The sequence below is a fragment of the Herbidospora daliensis genome (genome assembly GCF_001570585.1).
In the GTDB taxonomy this organism is placed as follows: Bacteria; Actinomycetota; Actinomycetes; order Streptosporangiales; family Streptosporangiaceae; genus Herbidospora; species Herbidospora daliensis.
Genome location: NZ_BBXF01000003.1, coordinates 110,726 through 125,784, shown reverse-complemented (window position 1 = coordinate 125,784; position 15,059 = coordinate 110,726). Strand labels below are relative to the sequence as shown.

General features: G+C 71.7%; 16 protein-coding genes. 7 read left to right on the top strand and 9 right to left on the bottom strand.

The genetic code is table 11. The annotated features are described in order from the left end of the window. Nucleotides 1-52: 52 nt before the first annotated feature. A complete protein-coding gene (locus tag AW274_RS15990; RefSeq protein WP_062432326.1) occupies nucleotides 53-481 on the bottom strand; it encodes a CBS domain-containing protein in 429 nt (142 codons plus the stop codon). A gap of 134 nt (nucleotides 482-615) precedes the next feature. Between AW274_RS15990 and AW274_RS15985 the strand changes: the two genes are divergently transcribed. Beyond that, nucleotides 616-1,941 (top strand): aminopeptidase P family protein, encoded by a 1,326-nt coding sequence (locus tag AW274_RS15985; RefSeq protein ID WP_062432324.1) that lies wholly within the window; start codon nucleotides 616-618, stop codon nucleotides 1,939-1,941. Here the strand turns inward: AW274_RS15985 and AW274_RS15980 are convergent. After that, a complete protein-coding gene (locus tag AW274_RS15980) occupies nucleotides 1,935-2,591 on the bottom strand; it encodes a L,D-transpeptidase family protein (protein ID WP_198169245.1) in 657 nt (218 codons plus the stop codon). The genes AW274_RS15985 and AW274_RS15980 overlap by 7 nt on opposite strands. Before the next feature lie 96 nt (nucleotides 2,592-2,687). On the opposite strand from AW274_RS15980, the gene AW274_RS15975 reads away from it, so the two are divergent. Next, nucleotides 2,688-3,326, top strand: coding sequence for a 4'-phosphopantetheinyl transferase family protein (locus tag AW274_RS15975; RefSeq protein WP_062432318.1), 639 nt, complete (start codon nucleotides 2,688-2,690; stop codon nucleotides 3,324-3,326). Here AW274_RS15975 and AW274_RS15970 read toward each other — a convergent pair. Next, a complete protein-coding gene (locus AW274_RS15970) occupies nucleotides 3,323-4,261 on the bottom strand; it encodes a cation diffusion facilitator family transporter (RefSeq protein ID WP_198169244.1) in 939 nt (312 codons plus the stop codon). The two genes, AW274_RS15975 and AW274_RS15970, sit on opposite strands and share 4 nt — an antisense overlap. 60 nt (nucleotides 4,262-4,321) lie before the next feature. On the opposite strand from AW274_RS15970, the gene AW274_RS15965 reads away from it, so the two are divergent. The 5 genes from AW274_RS15965 to AW274_RS15945 all read left to right on the top strand — a co-directional run bounded on the left by AW274_RS15965 (nucleotide 4,322) and on the right by AW274_RS15945 (nucleotide 9,380). Beyond that, on the top strand, nucleotides 4,322-4,777 hold the full coding sequence (locus AW274_RS15965; protein WP_062432312.1) for a MarR family winged helix-turn-helix transcriptional regulator: 456 nt from the start codon (nucleotides 4,322-4,324) through the stop codon (nucleotides 4,775-4,777). 25 nt (nucleotides 4,778-4,802) lie between these two features. Then, nucleotides 4,803-5,441 carry an LppX_LprAFG lipoprotein gene (locus AW274_RS15960; protein ID WP_062432309.1) on the top strand — a complete coding sequence of 213 codons (639 nt, stop codon included), beginning with the start codon at nucleotides 4,803-4,805 and terminating at the stop codon, nucleotides 5,439-5,441. A 4-nt stretch (nucleotides 5,442-5,445) separates the two neighbouring features. Further along, nucleotides 5,446-6,936, top strand: coding sequence for an MFS transporter (locus AW274_RS15955; RefSeq protein WP_232320139.1), 1,491 nt, complete (start codon nucleotides 5,446-5,448; stop codon nucleotides 6,934-6,936). A gap of 147 nt (nucleotides 6,937-7,083) precedes the next feature. Next, nucleotides 7,084-7,536 carry a DUF6220 domain-containing protein gene (locus tag AW274_RS15950; RefSeq protein ID WP_062432306.1) on the top strand — a complete coding sequence of 151 codons (453 nt, stop codon included), beginning with the start codon at nucleotides 7,084-7,086 and terminating at the stop codon, nucleotides 7,534-7,536. Further along, nucleotides 7,533-9,380, top strand: coding sequence for a multicopper oxidase family protein (locus AW274_RS15945; RefSeq protein WP_062432303.1), 1,848 nt, complete (start codon nucleotides 7,533-7,535; stop codon nucleotides 9,378-9,380). Before AW274_RS15950 ends, AW274_RS15945 begins: the two co-directional genes overlap by 4 nt. Before the next feature lie 7 nt (nucleotides 9,381-9,387). Here the strand turns inward: AW274_RS15945 and AW274_RS15940 are convergent, their stop codons facing one another. The 6 genes from AW274_RS15940 to aroH form a co-directional block, all read right to left on the bottom strand. Then, the gene (locus AW274_RS15940) at nucleotides 9,388-10,035 is read right to left on the bottom strand and encodes a response regulator transcription factor (protein ID WP_062432300.1); all 648 of its coding nucleotides are present in this window, start codon (nucleotides 10,033-10,035) and stop codon (nucleotides 9,388-9,390) included. Next, nucleotides 10,026-11,273 (bottom strand): sensor histidine kinase, encoded by a 1,248-nt coding sequence (locus AW274_RS15935; protein WP_062432297.1) that lies wholly within the window; start codon nucleotides 11,271-11,273, stop codon nucleotides 10,026-10,028. The genes AW274_RS15940 and AW274_RS15935 overlap by 10 nt, the downstream gene beginning before the upstream one ends. A gap of 133 nt (nucleotides 11,274-11,406) precedes the next feature. Beyond that, the gene (gene der / locus AW274_RS15930) at nucleotides 11,407-12,813 is read right to left on the bottom strand and encodes a ribosome biogenesis GTPase Der (RefSeq protein WP_083974352.1); all 1,407 of its coding nucleotides are present in this window, start codon (nucleotides 12,811-12,813) and stop codon (nucleotides 11,407-11,409) included. Nucleotides 12,814-12,829: 16 nt separating this feature from the next. Next, a complete protein-coding gene (gene cmk / locus AW274_RS15925) occupies nucleotides 12,830-13,507 on the bottom strand; it encodes a (d)CMP kinase (RefSeq protein ID WP_232320138.1) in 678 nt (225 codons plus the stop codon). A gap of 81 nt (nucleotides 13,508-13,588) precedes the next feature. Further along, nucleotides 13,589-14,677, bottom strand: a complete 1,089-nt coding sequence (locus tag AW274_RS15920) for a prephenate dehydrogenase (RefSeq protein ID WP_062432294.1) — start codon at nucleotides 14,675-14,677, stop codon at nucleotides 13,589-13,591. Nucleotides 14,678-14,693: 16 nt separating this feature from the next. Then, complete coding sequence (gene aroH / locus AW274_RS15915; protein WP_062432291.1) at nucleotides 14,694-15,053, bottom strand: chorismate mutase; 360 nt, start codon at nucleotides 15,051-15,053, stop codon at nucleotides 14,694-14,696. Between the last annotated feature and the right edge of the window lie 6 nt (nucleotides 15,054-15,059).

Here is a 15,059-nt window from a genome sequence, read left to right as displayed (position 1 = left end):
AGACACGGCGACGGCCCGGCGGTCATGCCGCCGGGCCGTCGTTCCCAGGAGGTCAGCCGTGCAGATAGCCGACGAGATGGGCGCGCTCGGTCTCCAGTTCCTCGATCGCGCTCTTGACGACGTCGCCGATGCTGACGATGCCGATGAGGCGTCCGTCCTGGACGACCGGGACGTGCCGGAATCGGTGCACGGTCATGGTCTTGCGTAGATCGTCGACGTTCTCGTCGGGGCCGCAGGTGCGGACCTCGACGGTCATGATGCTGGAGACGGGCTCGCCGAGCACCGCTCCGCCTCGCATGTGCAGGTGCCGGACCACGTCCCGCTCCGACACGATGCCCGCGATCGTCTGGCCGTCGGCCGAGACGACCACGGCGCCGATGTTGTGCTCGGCCAGCAGGCTGAGCAGGTCGGTCACAGTGGCATCCGGGGGAACGGTCACCACGTGGGCGCCCTTTCCCTGCACGATCGTCCCGATGAGCAATCGACACCACCTTTCTGCTTGTCTCCTCAGGCAACAACTTGTGGTGACGCTGCGTCAAGAGCGGGGCCGGATTTTTCACATTCCCGGAAATCACTCTTAATGTGTCGGTGGAATGTGAAATACCATGCAAGGTCATGACGACCGAGAACACCGGTTCCCATGACCTCCCGATCACGCCGGAGCTGGCCGCGTTCATGACGACGGGCTGGGCCGACACGCGGCACGACGATCTGCCGCAGCTGCCCGTGGCGGCGTACACGCGGAAACGGAGGGCCCGGCTGGCCCAGCGGTTCCCGGGTGAGCGGCTGGTGATCCCGGCCGGCGATCTGAAGGTCCGCAGCAACGACAGCGACTACCGGTTCCGGGCGCACAGCGCGTACACCTATCTGACCGGCGCGCAGGAGCCCGCCGACGTGCTGGTGATCGAGCCGTCCGGCGAGGCGGTGCTCTACCTGCGGCCCCGCTCGCCGCGTTCGCAGGGCGAGGAGTTCTACCGCGACCGGCGGTTCGGGGAGTTCTGGGTGGGCCGCCGCCCCGACCTGCGAGAAGCCGGTTCCCTGTACGGCCTGGAGACCGCCCACATCGACGACCTGCGCCCCGGCGGGCGCACCCTCGGCGAGGACGCCGAGCTCACGTCGTACCTCGCGGAGATGCGGCTGATCAAGGACGAGCTCGAGATCGCCGAGCTCCAGCACGCCGTCGACGCCACCGCGCGGGGCTTCGAGGACGTCGTGCGGGCCCTCCCCCAGGCCCTGGCCCACCCGAGGGGCGAGCGCTACGTCGAGGGGATCTTCGGCCTGCGGTCGCGGCTGGAGGGCAACGCGACCGGCTACGACTCGATCGTCGCCTCGGGCGCGCACGCCTGCGTGCTGCACTGGATCCGCAACGACGGCCCGCTGAACCCCGCCGACCTGCTGCTCCTCGACGCGGGGGTGGAGACCGACGGCCTCTACACCGCCGACGTCACCCGCACCTTCCCGCTGTCGGGCCGCTTCTCGCCGATCCAGCGCCAGGTCTACGACCTCGTGTACGAAGCCCAGAACGCCGCCATCGCCACCCTGCGCCCGGGGGCCCGCTTCCGCGACTTCCACCTGGCCGCGATGCGGGTGATCGCCGACGGGCTCGCCGGTTGGGGCCTGAAGTCGGACTTCGAGACGGGCCTCTACCGCCGCTACACCCTGTGCAGCAGCGGCCACATGCTCGGCCTCGACGTGCACGACTGCGCCAAGGCCCGCGCCGAGACCTACCTCGACGGCGTGCTCGAAGAGGGCATGGTGCTGACCGTCGAACCCGGCCTCTACCTGCAGCCCGACGACCTGACGCTGCCGCCGGAGCTGCGCGGCGTCGGGGTGCGGATCGAGGACGACCTGGTGATCACCGCCGACGGCGCGCGGCTGATGTCCGGCGCGCTGCCCCGTTCGGCCGACGCGATCGAGGAGTGGCTCGGCGGGCTTCAGTAGATCCACACCCGCCCGCCGACCGGCAGGCTGCCGGTCTTCCACAACCAGTTCATGGCCTCGTACGACACCCGCACGCACCCGTGCGAGGCCGGCTTCGCCGGGACGCGCACCGACCCGTGGATGGCGTAGCCGCCGCTGAAGTACTTGGGCCGGTAGAGCATCCCCAGCGGCGACTTCTCCATCTTGTCCACCTGCCGCTGGACGGTGAACACGCCCCGGGGCGTGTTGGCGATCTTGCCGCCGCCGTACGGCTTGCCGTTCCCGGTGGAGGTGTTGAAGACCTTCACCACCTTGCCGCCCCGGACGACCATCAGCAGCTGCCGCCCGATGTCGACCTCGACGAGGTTGCCGCTGGTGCTGCGCGCGACGGGCACGAAGCCCTTGCGGATCTTCCGCGCGACCTCCTCGCTCCACCGGGCGTCGGTCCGGAGCCCGTTGACCTTCTGCACGGCGAACAACGCCTGCGCCATGTCGGGGCCGTAGTAGCCGTTCCACGGCCCGGTGAAGTACCCCAGCGCCGACAGGTCCTTCTGCAGCCGCCGGTTCGCCGCGCTCGTCTTCCCCGGTTTCGGCACGTCGGCCTGGTGACGCCGGGTCACCTCGTAGGGCCACCGCTCGGCGTGCGCCGCGGCCGCCGGCGTCGCGCCCACAGCGGCTCCGACCAGCACAACCAGACATTTCGAACGGCTCATTGCTTACCCCCCGTAGTTCACTTGATCGACATATACCTCCAATACGCTGAGGTGATGCGCGCCCCACTGGCCGTCGCCGGTTACACCGACGAAGTCCTGGACGCCGTCGGCGGGACGCTCACCGAGACCGAGCGGGCCCGCGCCGACCGCTTCACCCGGGAGCAGGACCGGCTCGATTTCGTGGCCGCCCACCTGCTGGTCCGTTACTGCGCGGCGAAGATCCTGGACATGCGGCCCTGCGTGCTCACCCTCGAACAGCGCTGCGACCGCTGCGGCCGCCCCCACGGCCGGCCCTTCATCACCGAGGCCCCCGGGTTGTCGGTCAGCCTGGCCCACACCGCCGGCTACGTCACCGCCGCCGCCGGAGCCGGGAAGGTCGGCGTCGACGCCGAGCACGCGACCGGCGGGCAGGCCGACGAGAACCTGGTCGCGATGGCCCTCACGCCCGCCGAGGCCGGGCTGGTCGGGATGGACAACCGGCGGCTGATCCGCCAGTGGGTGCGCAAGGAGGCGCTGGTCAAGCGGGGCGAGCTGGCCCTCGACCGGTTACGGGACGCCGACCTGTCGAAGTTGCCGTTCGACGGGCGTACGCACCAGTGGGAGGGCCGTCATCTGGTCGAGTGGACCGCCGGGACGGTAATCGCCACCGCGATCTTCGACGAGCCCGGCGACCTGCAGATCATCGGGGGCTAGAACCGGTCTTCGGCCGAGGAGGTCGGGTCGAGGAACACCTCGCGGATCTCCGGGAAGTCCCGCCGCAGCCGCCGCTCCACCTCGGCCGAGGCCGCTTCGAGCGCCGCCCCGGTCGCCTCGTCGACGAAGTCGATGCGCGCGGCGACCAGCATGCGGTTGGGCCCGATGACGACGGTCAGCAGCTCGACCACCCGCTCGACCTCGGGCAGCGCCTCCAGGTGGGCGAGGATCCGGCGCTCCAGACCGGGCGAGGCCGACCGGTTGAGCAGCAGGCTGGCGTTGGCCCTGATCAGGGTGACCGCCACGAACAGCAGCAGCAGGCCGATCGCGACCGACCCCGCGCCGTCCCACGCGGTGTCGCCGGTGAGCTGGGTCAGGCCGAGCCCGCCGAACGCGATCAGGATGCCGGCCAGCGCCGCGCTGTCCTCCAGCACCACGGCCTTCAGCATCGTGTCGGAGGTGCGCCTGAGCAGCGCGAACGGCCGCGTCTCCCACCGCGAGGCCGACTGGCGCAACTGCCGCAGCCCCTGGAACATCGAGACGCTCTCGAGCACGAACGAGACCGCGAGCACGACGTAGGAGACGGTGAAGTCGCTGAGCTCCTCGCCGTCGAAGATCGTGTGGAACCCGTGGGTGATCGAGAACCCGGCCCCGACCACGAGGGTGAAGCAGGCCGCGATCAGCGCCCACAGGAACGCGGCGTTGCCGTAGCCGAGAGGATGGCGCCGGTCGGCGGGCCGCTCGCCGCGCTTGATCGCGGTGAAGAGCAGGACCTCGGTCACGGTGTCGGCGGCGCTGTGGGCGGCCTCAGACAACATCGACGCCGAGCCGCTCACCAACCCTGCCACCAACTTGGCGACCGCGATGGCGAGATTGGCCCCGCCTGCGACGATGACCGTGAGGAGGGAGTCACCACCATCGGTTTTGTCGTTCATGTTCGACATCGTGTCACGCTCGCGTGTACGACCGTGACAGACGATCTTTAGACTGGTGGGATGGCAGACCCCCGCTGGCTGACGGCCGACGAGCAGAGAGCCTGGAGGGCCCATCTCACGGCCCACCGGCTCCTCACCCACCGCCTCGACCGCGAGTTGCAGGAACACGGGCTGTCGTTCAACGACTACGAGATCCTGGTCAACCTGTCGGAGAGCCCCGACCACCGCCTGCGGATGAGCGACCTGGCCGACGCGACCGTCCAGTCGCGCAGCCGGCTGTCCCATCAGATCTCTCGCATGGAGCAGGCGGGCCTGGTAACCAGGGAACTGTGCGAAGACGACCGCCGTGGAACGTTCGCGGTCCTCACCTCCCTCGGCTACCACACGATCGAGCGGGTGGCCCCCGACCACGTGGCCGGGGTGCGCGCCCACTTCATCGACCTGCTCGACCCCGAACAGATCCAGAAGGTCGAAGAGATCTACACACCCGTCGTGGCACATCTCCAGGGGAGGTAGCGCCCGGGGGGCTAGCATCCCTGGCGTGAGAAGAATCCTGTGCTTGGCGGCCTTGGTGGCCTTTGTCACGGCCTGCTCCTCCGCGACCACCGAAGGCGGCCTCCCGGCGGCGCCCGACGTCCTGAAGAAGTCGGCCGAGGCCATGGGCGCCGTCAAGACGGTGGCCTTCTCGCTGACGACCGAGGGCAACCCGCCGATCCCCGTGAAGACCGCAGAAGGCGACCTGACCCGCGAGGGCGACGCCAAGGGCAAGCTCCAGATCATGATCGGCGCGCTCCAGGAGCTGGAGTTCGTCCTGGCGGGCGACGCCGTCTACATCAAGGGCCCGACCGGCGGCTTCCAGAAGTCGATGTCCCGGGCCCAGCTCGCCGCGCTCTACGACCCCAGCGCCGTGGTGACGGCGGTCCCGGCCCTGCTGACGTCGGCGAAGAGCGCCACGGTCGAGGGCGAGGCGAACGGGGTCTACACGGTCAAGGTGACCCTGCCGGGCGACCCGCTGAAGAAGATCGTGCCGGGCGTGACGGGCGACCAGCCGGGCACCCTGATGATCGACAAGGCGACCAGCCGCGTGACGGCCATCGACCTGCCCCTGAACGGCGGCACGGTCAAGGTGGCCCTCACCGACTACGACGCCCCGGTGACGATCGAAGCGCCGGCGGTCTGACCCGGTGGAGTCTGTGGAGCAGGAGTCCCCGGCCCTGACCGCGCGGCCGAACCGGCGGGTCGTCCTCGGAGTGACCGGCGCGGCCGTGCTGCTGGCCGCGCTCGACGCCTATGTCGTCGTGACCGTCCTGGTCGACATCGCGGCGTCGGCGAACGTGCCGGTCAACCGGCTCGAACGGGTCACCCCGGTGGTCACCGGGTTCCTGCTCGGCTACGTCGCCGCGATGCCGCTGCTCGGGCAGTTCTCCGACCGGTTCGGGCGGCGCTCGGTCATCCAGGTCTGCCTGGCCGGGTTCGCCCTCGGGTCGCTGATCACGGCGCTGGCCTCCTCGATCCCCCTGCTGACCGCCGGGCGGGCGGTCCAGGGCATCGCGGGCGGCGCGCTGCTGCCGATCACCATGGCCCTCATCGGCGACCTCTGGGACGTCCGCAGACGTCCCACCGCCCTGGGCGCGGTGGGGGCGGCCCAGGAGCTCGGCGCGGTGCTGGGGCCGCTCTACGGCGCAGGGCTCGCGGTCGTGCAGGTCGGCTTCCTCGACGGGTGGCGCACGATCTTCTGGATCAACCTCCCGCTGACCGCGCTGGCGGCGGTGGCGGTGCACCGCTACGTCCCGGCCGGGACCCGGACCGCCACCAAGGTCGACGTGCCGGGCGGGGTGCTGCTGGCCCTGGGGCTCGGGCTGCTCGTGGCCGGGCTCTACAACCCCGAGCCCGACAAGCAGGTCCTCCCCTCGTGGGGCATCCCGGCGGTGGTCGCGGGGGCGGTCGTCCTCGTCGTGTTCGTCGTCTGGGAGCTGCGCGCCCGGACCCGCATCCTCGACCTCACCGGCCTCCCGAAACGCCCGGTGTTCGCGACCCTGACCGTCAGCTTCCTGGCCGGGGCCGCGCTGCTGGTGACCCTGGTCGACGTGCAGCTGGTGGCGCAGACGCTGCTCGGCGCCGACGCGACCGGCGGGGCGCTGGTGCTCACCCGGTTCCTGGTCGCGCTCGCCGTCGCCGCCTTCGCCGGGGGCGCGCTGGCCCGCCGGTTCGGCGAGCGGCCGGTCACCGTGGCGGGCATGGTCGTGGCGACCGCCGGCTACGTGCTGATCAGCCGGTGGCCGGTGGTGCCCGGCGGGCTCTCGATGGACGTCGACCTCGTCGTCGCCGGGCTCGGGCTGGGCCTGGTCATCGCGCCGGTCAGCTCGGCCGTGCTGAAGACCATCCCGGCCGCCCAGCACGGCGTCGCCTCCGCCGCGGTCGTGGTCGCCCGCATGATGGGCATGCTGCTCGGGGTGGCGGCGCTGTCGGCCTACGGGTTCCACCGGTTCCAGACCCTCACCGCCGACCTCGACACCCCGCTGCCGTTCGGGGTGTCGCCCGAGACCTTCCAGAAGCAGCTCGACGTCTACACCCAGGCGGTGCAGGCGGCCCTGCACACCGAATACTCGGAGATCTTCCTCATCACCGCGGTGCTGTGCGGCATCGGGGCCGTGGTGGCGCTCGCGATGGAGTAGGGGGATACTCAAGCAACCTCGACAGAGCGGGGCGACGATCGCATCAGGCCGCGATCCCGGGCTTTCAGGACGCCGGTCCCATGTGCTCGGGACACCCCTTGGCCCACAGTTGGCGCCAGCGACACCACTCTGTCTGGGGGATCCCTCATGCGTAAGGTCTTCTTCGTCTTCACGGTGCTCATGTTCGTCTCCGTGCTGGCCCAGTTCTACTTCGCGACGTTCGGCGCCTTCGAGCGGCCCGCGCCCGCCCTCGGCGCCGAGGGCGGCGCGATCACGCCGCACGTCCTCAACGGCACGATGGTGCTGCCGATCCTGTCGATCCTCACCACGATCGTCGCCGCCGTCGCCAAGGCCGGGGGGCGGCTCATCCTGCTGTCGATCACGCCGCTGCTGCTGATCGTCGTGCAGCTGTTCGTGATCTTCGAGCTGGCCGGGATGATGGGCGCCACGATGGACAAGACCACCACCGGGAGCCTGGTCGTGCTCGGTTTCCACGCCCTCGACGGCGTGGCGATCCTGTGGGCGTCGGTCGTGCTGATGAAGAAGGCCCGTGACCTGAGCAAGGCCGCGGCGCCCGCGCCGCAGGCCGCCGTCGCGTGACCACCGCGCTCGCCGGCGGCCTCGACCAGATCGTGCTGGTCGTCGCCGCCGTGTTGTGGCCCGCCGCCGCCGGGTTCGCCTACGCGGCGTTCCGCCCGCCGCACGACCCGCGGTTCCACCTGGCCGCCCTGGCGCTGAGCGCCGGGGCGGTCGTCGTGAGCGGGGTGCGGGTGGCGCTGACGGTGCGGCTCCTGGAGGCGGGGTGGTGGTTCGCCGCCGAGAAGGTGCTGCTGGCCCTGCCGCTGCTGCTAATCCCGATGGTGTACGCCCTCACCACCACCCTCCCCGCGCTGCTGCGGCGTGACCGCGACCCGAAGAGGGCCTACCCGCTGATCCTGACCGCGATCGGCGCGGTCGCCGGGGTGGCCTGCGACGTGGTCGTCTCCTCCCCGGTGAGCCCGTCGTCGGCGCTGGTCGTGCTGCTCGTCGCGGGCGGCGCGGCGGCCCTGGCGTGGCGGCTGGTCGCCGGCACCGGCGGCGACCGGTGGCGGGTCGCCGGGTTCGCGGTGGCGCTGACCGGCGTCGTGTGGGCGATCACCGGCAGCCTCTCCGCCCCGCCGATGCACGCGGGCCACGACACCGACGCCGGGGGCGTCTCGGTGGCGTCCCTGCGCGGCCCGGCCGACCCCGACGCGCGCCGATACACCCTGACGGCGCGGGCCTCCAGCCTGACCGTCGGCGGCCGGACGGTGGAGACGTGGTCGTTCAACGGCCAGAACCCCGGCCCGGCTCTGCGGGTCAAGCAGGGCGAGACGCTGGAGGTGACGCTGCGCAACGAACTGCCCGGCGGCCAGGGCGTGACGATCCACTGGCACGGCTACGACCTGCCCGCCGGGGAGGACGGCGTGCCCGGCGTCACCCAGGACGCCGTCAGGCCCGGCGGCGAGCACGTCTACCGCTTCCGGGCCGACGATCCCGGCACCTACTGGTACCACTCCCACCAGAACTCCAGCATCGCCGTCGCCAAGGGCCTGTTCGGCCTGCTGATCGTGGAGCCCGCCGAGGGCGACCACACGGTGGCGATCCACTCGTACGGCAACGTCAAGACCCTGGCCTTCGACGACCGGCCCCCGGCCGACGGCCTGGTCACGGCCGACCTCCCGCCCGGCACCCCGGTCCGCCTGCGCATCGCCGGCACCGACAGCCTGCCGGTGGTCCTGGGCCTGTCGGGCGTCGACTTCCGGCTCCGGTCGGTCGACGCCCGCGACGTCGCCGGGGCCACCCCCCTGCGCGACCGCCGCCTCAAGCTCGCCGCCGGGGGCCGCTACGACCTGGCCTTCACCATGCCCGACGGCCCGGTCGCCCTCAGCGTCGAGGGCCATCCGGGCCTGGCGCTGAACGGCCGGGCCGCGCCCGCGACCGGCGACCTGCTCGACGTCACCCGCTACGGCACGCTGCCCGACCTGCGGGAGGACTTCGACCAGGAGATCGTCTGGGTGCTCGACAAGACCTTCGCCATGGTCGACGGCCTGCCGAGGCTGGCCCACACGGTCAACGGGAAGGGCTACCCGAACATCCCGACCCCGGTCGTGCGCGAGGGCGAACGGGTCAGGATCACGATCGTGAACCGGTCGGGCGACCTGCATCCGATGCATCCGCACGGCCACCACGTCGAGGTCCTGTCACGCGACGGCCGGCCCGCCAACGGGATGCTCGTCGACACCTTCGACGTCGAACCGGGCGAGGTCTGGGTGGTGGCCCTGACGGCCGACAACCCGGGTCTGTGGATGTCCCACTGCCACGACCTGGCCCACGCGGTGCAGGGCATGGAGTTCCACGTGGCGTACGAGGGGATCACGACCCCGTTCGACGTCGGCGGCCCGGCGGGCAACCACCCGGCCTAGGCCCTGCTCACGACCGCAGGAAGGCCAGCACCGCCAGCACGCGGCGGTGCTGGTCGGCGTCGTCGGCGTACAGGCCGAGCTTGGCGAAGATCGAGCGGATGTGCTTCTCCACCGCGCCCTCGCTCACCACCAGGTGGCGGCCGATCGCCGGGTTGGAGCGGCCCTCGGCCATCAGGGCCAGCACCTCGCGCTCCCGGGGCGTCAGCAGCGCCACCGGGTCGTCGCGCCGCCGCCGGACCATCAGCTGGGAGATCACCTGCGGGTCGAAGACGGTGCCGCCGGAGGCGACGCGGCGCAGCCCGGCCAGGAACTCCTCGACGTCGACGACGCGGTCCTTCAGCAGGTAGCCGACCCCGCCCCGGGCGTCGGCGAGCAGGTCGTCGGCGTAGGAGACCTCGACGTACTGCGACAGGATGAGGACCGGCGCCCCGGGCACCTCCTTGCGGGCCGCCACGGCGGCGCGCAGGCCCTCGTCGGTGAAGGTCGGCGGCATGCGCACGTCGACCACGGACACGTCAGGCCGATGCGCCGCGACGGCGGACACGAGCTCATCGCCCGTCCCCACCGTCGCGACCACCTCACAACCGAACTCCTCGAGGAGGCGTACCAGACCCTCCCGGATGAGCACGGCGTCGTCGGCCACCACTACCCGCACGGAACCTCCGCCACGATCAGGGTCGGTCCCCCCACGGGGGACTGAACGGACAACTCGCCGTCGACCGCGCGCAGCCGGTCGGCCAGACCGGACAACCCGTGGCCCTTGGCGACATGGGCGCCGCCGACTCCGTCGTCGCCGATGGTCAGCAGCAGCGAGTCGCCCGTGCGGTCGAGCATGACCCGGCACAGGGTGGCCCGGCTATGCTTGGCGACGTTGGTGAGCGCCTCGGCGGTGACGAAGTAGACGGTGTTCTCGACCAGCGCCGCGAACCGCTCCTCGATCCGGACGTCGAGCTCGACCGGCACGGTGCAGCGGGCCGCCAGCGCCGACAGCGCCGGGTTGAGCCCCCGGTCGGCCAGGATCGGCGGCGCGATGCCCCGCGACAGGGCGCGCAGCTCGTCGAGCGTCTCCCGGGTGGCGGTGATCGCCTGCCCGATCGTCGTCGAGGCGGCCGCGGCGTCGCGCTCCAGCAGCCGCTGGGCCCGCGACAACTCCATCGCCAGGTGGACGAGCCGCTGCTGCGGGCCGTCGTGGATGTCCCGCTCCAGGCGGCGCAGCGCGTCGGCCTCGGCGTGGGCGGCGGCGTGCCGGCCCTCGGTGAGGTCGTCGATGCGGCCCTGCAGCTCGGCCATGCCGCTGAGCAGCGTCCGGCCGAGGTTGGCCTGCAACATCGCCATGAAGCGGATCACCGGGAACAGCACCAGCGTCGCGAAGACGCCGAGCACCGCGTAGAACAAGGTGTTGGACAGGTAGGTCCCGCTGAAGCCGAGCAACTCGGGCAGTTCCACGTTGCCGGGAATCTGCTGGGTGAACCAGCCCCAGATGGGATAGGTCACCCCGCCCAGCACCAGCCCCCACATCGCGGTCGTCACGCAGAACGTCGCGACCGCGATCGGGAAGACGATCACCTGGTGCAGCACGTCGAGCCACGACTGCGGGGTCAGCATCGGGTTGACCAGGCGGCGGATCCAGCCCGCGCCCACCGGCGGCGCCGGGTAACGCGGCCGCGGCACCGGCCGCTCCAGGACCAGCGCGATGCGACCCCGTTCGAGGTCGCCGAACAGGCGGGCGATGAGCAGGGTGACGGCCAGGACGGCCACCCCGACGCCGACGACGACGGTCCCGGCCCCGGCCGAGAGCCCGGCGACCATCAGGCAGAACGCGACCGTCGCCAGGGGGAAGCCCAGCATCAGGTAGCCGGTGTCGGCGGCCAGGCGGCGCAGATGTGTTCTCATGCCCATCAACCTAGAAATCGGCGGCTTTCCTCACGATCCCGCGTACACCCGACCGATGGTAGGGCTGGCACCACCATCACAGCCGCCTGTGACGACGAAGGGCCGCGCCCGAAGGCGCGGCCCCGCCGGCGGTCTACTTCTTGCGCTTCTCCCTGATCTTCATCGTCACCTCGATCGGGGAGCCCTCGAAGCCGAACTCCTCGCGCAGCCGCCGCTCGATGAAGCGCCGGTACGTCTCCTCCAGGAAGCCCGAGGTGAACAGCACGAACTTCGGCGGCTCGGTCGCGGCCTGGGTGGCGAACAGGATCTTCGGCTGCTTGCCGCCCCGCACGGGCGGCGGCGTCGCCTGCACCAGCTCGGTGAGGAACTGGTTGAGCCGGGCGGTCGGCACCCGGGTCGTCCACGAGTCGATCGCCCGCTCCAGCGCCGGCACCAGCTTCTCGACGTGGCGCCCGGTCTTGGCGGAGATGTTCACGCGCAGCGCCCACGGGGTGCGGACGAGCTGGCGCTCGATCTCCTTCTCCAGGTAGTAGCGCCGGTCTTCGTCGACCAGGTCCCACTTGTTGAACGCCACGACCATGGCCCGGCCCGACTCGATGACCAGCCCGATGATGCGCAGGTCCTGCTCGGTCAGCACCTCGGAGGCGTCGATCAGCACGATCGCCACCTCGGCCCGCTCCAGGGCGGCGCGGGTGCGCATGGCGGCGTAGAAGTCGGCGCCCTTGAGCTCGCGGTCGCGCCGCCGGATGCCGGCGGTGTCGATGAAGCGCCACGGCACCCCGCCGAGCTCGATCAGCTCGTCGACCGGGTCGCGGGTGGTGCCCGCCATCGGGTCGACCAGCACCCGCTCCTCACCGGCGACCCGGTTGAGCAGCGACGACTTGCCCACGTTGGGCTTGCCCAGCAGGGCCACCCGGCGCGGGCCGCGCTGCTCGCCGAACTTCAGCGGCGGGGTCTCAGGCAGCGCGTCGAGCACCACGTCGAGCAGGTCGCCGCTGGAGCGGCCGTGCAGGGCCGACACCGGGTAGGGCTGCCCGAGGCCGAGCGACCACAGTTCGTTGGCCTCCAGCTCCTGGAGCTGGTTGTCGACCTTGTTGGCGGCCAGCACGACCGGCTTGCCCGCCTTGCGGAGCACCCCGCCGACGGCCTCGTCGGAGTCGGTGATGCCGACCGTGGCGTCGACCACGAACAGGATCACGTCGGCCAGCTCGGCCGCGATCTGCGCCTGCTCGGCGATCTTCAGCGCCATGCCGGTCGCGTCGGGGTCCCACCCGCCGGTGTCGACCAGCGTGAACCGGCGCCCCCGCCAGTTGGCGTCGTAGGTGACCCGGTCGCGGGTCACGCCGGGGACGTCTTCGACGACCGCCTCCCGGCGGCCGATGATGCGGTTGACCAGGGTCGACTTGCCCACGTTGGGGCGACCCACCACCGCCACGACGGGCAGCGGACCCGAATCGGGCTCGTCGTCGTGGCCTCCCTCGACGTCGAGGGTGGCCAGTTCGGCCTCGATCCAGCCGTCGTCGTCGTACTCCGCGCTCATCGCGGCATTCCTCCTGTCAGCGCGCCTCGATCGGGGCGCGCTCCTTCACGAGCCGCAGGATCTCGGCGATCACCTCGTCGAGCCCCAGCTCAGTGGTGTCGACCTCGACCGCGTCGGCGGCCATGGTCAGCGGGTCGGCCTTGCGGGTGGAGTCGAGCGTGTCGCGGCGGGCCATGTCGGCCACCTGCGCCTCGACGGTCGACCCGGTCAGCTCGGCGTTGCGCCGGCGCGCGCGGGCCTCGGCGCTGGCGGTCAGGTAGATCTTGACGGGGGCCTGGGGGGCGACGACGGTGCCGATGTCACGGCCCTCGACGACCATGCCCTCGGGGGTCGCGGCGATCAGCGCGCGCTGGAGGGCGACCAGGTGGGCCCGGACCTCGGGGACCGCGGCGACGGCCGAGACGGCGCCGGTCACGGTCGCCTCCCGGATCGGGCCGTTGACGTCGATCCCGTCGATTGTGACACCGGGGTTCCCGGGGTCGGTGGACATCTCCAGCGCCGGCTCGACGGCCCGCGCCGCGATGGCCTCGGCGTCGGTCAGGTCGATGCCCTGGTCGAGCACCCACCAGGTGAGCGCCCGGTACATCGCCCCCGTGTCGAGGTAACGCAGGCCCAGCGCACGGGCCACCCCGCGGGACGCGCTCGACTTGCCCGACCCCGAAGGCCCGTCCATGGCGACGACCAGACCCGGCACGGTCCACTCCCCTGTTCTCGTATGTGTTGCGACCTCAGAAAGGCTACCGGGGCGCGGACCCGGCCCCGACAGCCTTCGCGGTCAGCCCTGCAGCTGCCAGCCCTGCGCCCGCAGCGCGGTCGCGAAGATCTCGGCCGCCTCCGGCTGCACCGACAGCTCCACCGCGCCCAGGGGCAGACCGGGCACGTGCTCCAGCCGGACGTCCTCGATGCTGACCCCGGCCTGCTCGGCCACCTGGAACAACCGCGCCAGCTCGCCGGGACGGTCGCCGATGACCACCTGGACCACCGCGTAGGTGCGCGCGGGCCCGCCGTGCTTGCCGGGGATGCGGCCGGTGCCGGCCACGCCCCGCTGGAGCAGGTCGATGACCTCCTCCATCGAGGTGCCGTCGATCGCGAACTCGCGCAGCGACCGCGCCGCCACCTTGAGATCGTCGGCGACCGCCTCCAGGACCTCCGCCACGGGGGCGGCGTTCCCGGACAGGATGCCCGTCCACAGGGCGGGATCGCCGGCCGCGATCCGGGTCACGTCGCGGACGCCCTGGCCGCTGAGGCCGAGCGCCGTCTCGGGCGCGTCGGCCAGCCGGGCGGCCACCGCCGCCGCCGCCACGTGGGGGGCGTGGGAGATCACCGCCACGGCCCGGTCGTGCTCCTGGGCCCCGATGGTGACGGCGTTCCCACCGCACAGGGCGACGAGCTCGGCCACCGCCTCCCGGGTGCGCGGACTCGACTCGATCGTCGGGCACAACGCCCACGGGCGGCCGAGGAACAGGTCGTGGCGGGCCGCGCCGGGGCCGGACTTCTCCCGCCCCGCCAGCGGATGGCCCGCGACGAAGACCGACAGGTCGCACCCGAGCACCGCGGCCTGCGCGATCGGCAGGGCCTTCACGCTGGCCACGTCGGTGTAGAACCGGGCCGCCTCGTTCTTCTGCAGTTCGAGCAGCTGGTCGGCGACGAACTGCGGCGGCACCGCGATGACCGCGATGTCGGCCCGCTCGCCGCCGTCCCAGGGTTCACCGGCGCCCAGTTCGCTGGCCAGCCGTACGGCCCCCGGGTCGCGGTCGGTCAGCAGCACCCTGATGTCACGGCGGCGCAGCGCCAGCGCCAGCGACGTGCCGATGAGGCCCGTGCCGACGACCAGAGCACTGCTGAGTGAGCCACCCTCGGTCATGGATTTCCTCGGTGATCTATTGAGCGATGTCGACCCGCAGCGCGACCGCGCCGCGCAGGTAGACGTGGTGGATCTCCTGGCGCGGGCGGTCGACGGCGACGTGGGCCATCAGCCGCACCACGCGGGGCAGCGCGCCCGGGACGCCGATCTCCGACGCGCAGAGCAGCGGCACGTCGTGGAATCCCAGCTTACGGGCGGCCAGAGCGGGGAACTCGGCGGTCAGGTCGGGTGTCGCGGTGAAGATCACGCTGATCACCTCGTCGGTGGTGAGCCGGTTTCGCTCCATCACTTCGGTGACCAGCTCGGTGGTTCCCGAGATGATCGACTCACGGTCGTTCCCGTCAACCTGGATCGCGCCGCGGACCGCCCTGACCATATGCCT

What these genes read in the sequence shown, in the direction of transcription:
- AW274_RS15985 (WP_062432324.1), top strand. Translation starts at nt 616, where the DNA reads ATGACGACCGAGAACACCGGTTCCCATGACCTCCCGATCACGCCGGAG.
- AW274_RS15975 (WP_062432318.1), top strand. Translation starts at nt 2,688, where the DNA reads ATGCGCGCCCCACTGGCCGTCGCCGGTTACACCGACGAAGTCCTGGAC.
- AW274_RS15970 (WP_198169244.1), bottom strand. Translation starts at nt 4,261, where the DNA reads ATGAACGACAAAACCGATGGTGGTGACTCCCTCCTCACGGTCATCGTC.
- AW274_RS15965 (WP_062432312.1), top strand. Translation starts at nt 4,322, where the DNA reads ATGGCAGACCCCCGCTGGCTGACGGCCGACGAGCAGAGAGCCTGGAGG.
- AW274_RS15950 (WP_062432306.1), top strand. Translation starts at nt 7,084, where the DNA reads ATGCGTAAGGTCTTCTTCGTCTTCACGGTGCTCATGTTCGTCTCCGTG.
- AW274_RS15935 (WP_062432297.1), bottom strand. Translation starts at nt 11,273, where the DNA reads ATGAGAACACATCTGCGCCGCCTGGCCGCCGACACCGGCTACCTGATG.
- der (WP_083974352.1), bottom strand. Translation starts at nt 12,813, where the DNA reads ATGAGCGCGGAGTACGACGACGACGGCTGGATCGAGGCCGAACTGGCC.
- AW274_RS15920 (WP_062432294.1), bottom strand. Translation starts at nt 14,677, where the DNA reads ATGACCGAGGGTGGCTCACTCAGCAGTGCTCTGGTCGTCGGCACGGGC.
- aroH (WP_062432291.1), bottom strand. Translation starts at nt 15,053, where the DNA reads ATGGTCAGGGCGGTCCGCGGCGCGATCCAGGTTGACGGGAACGACCGT.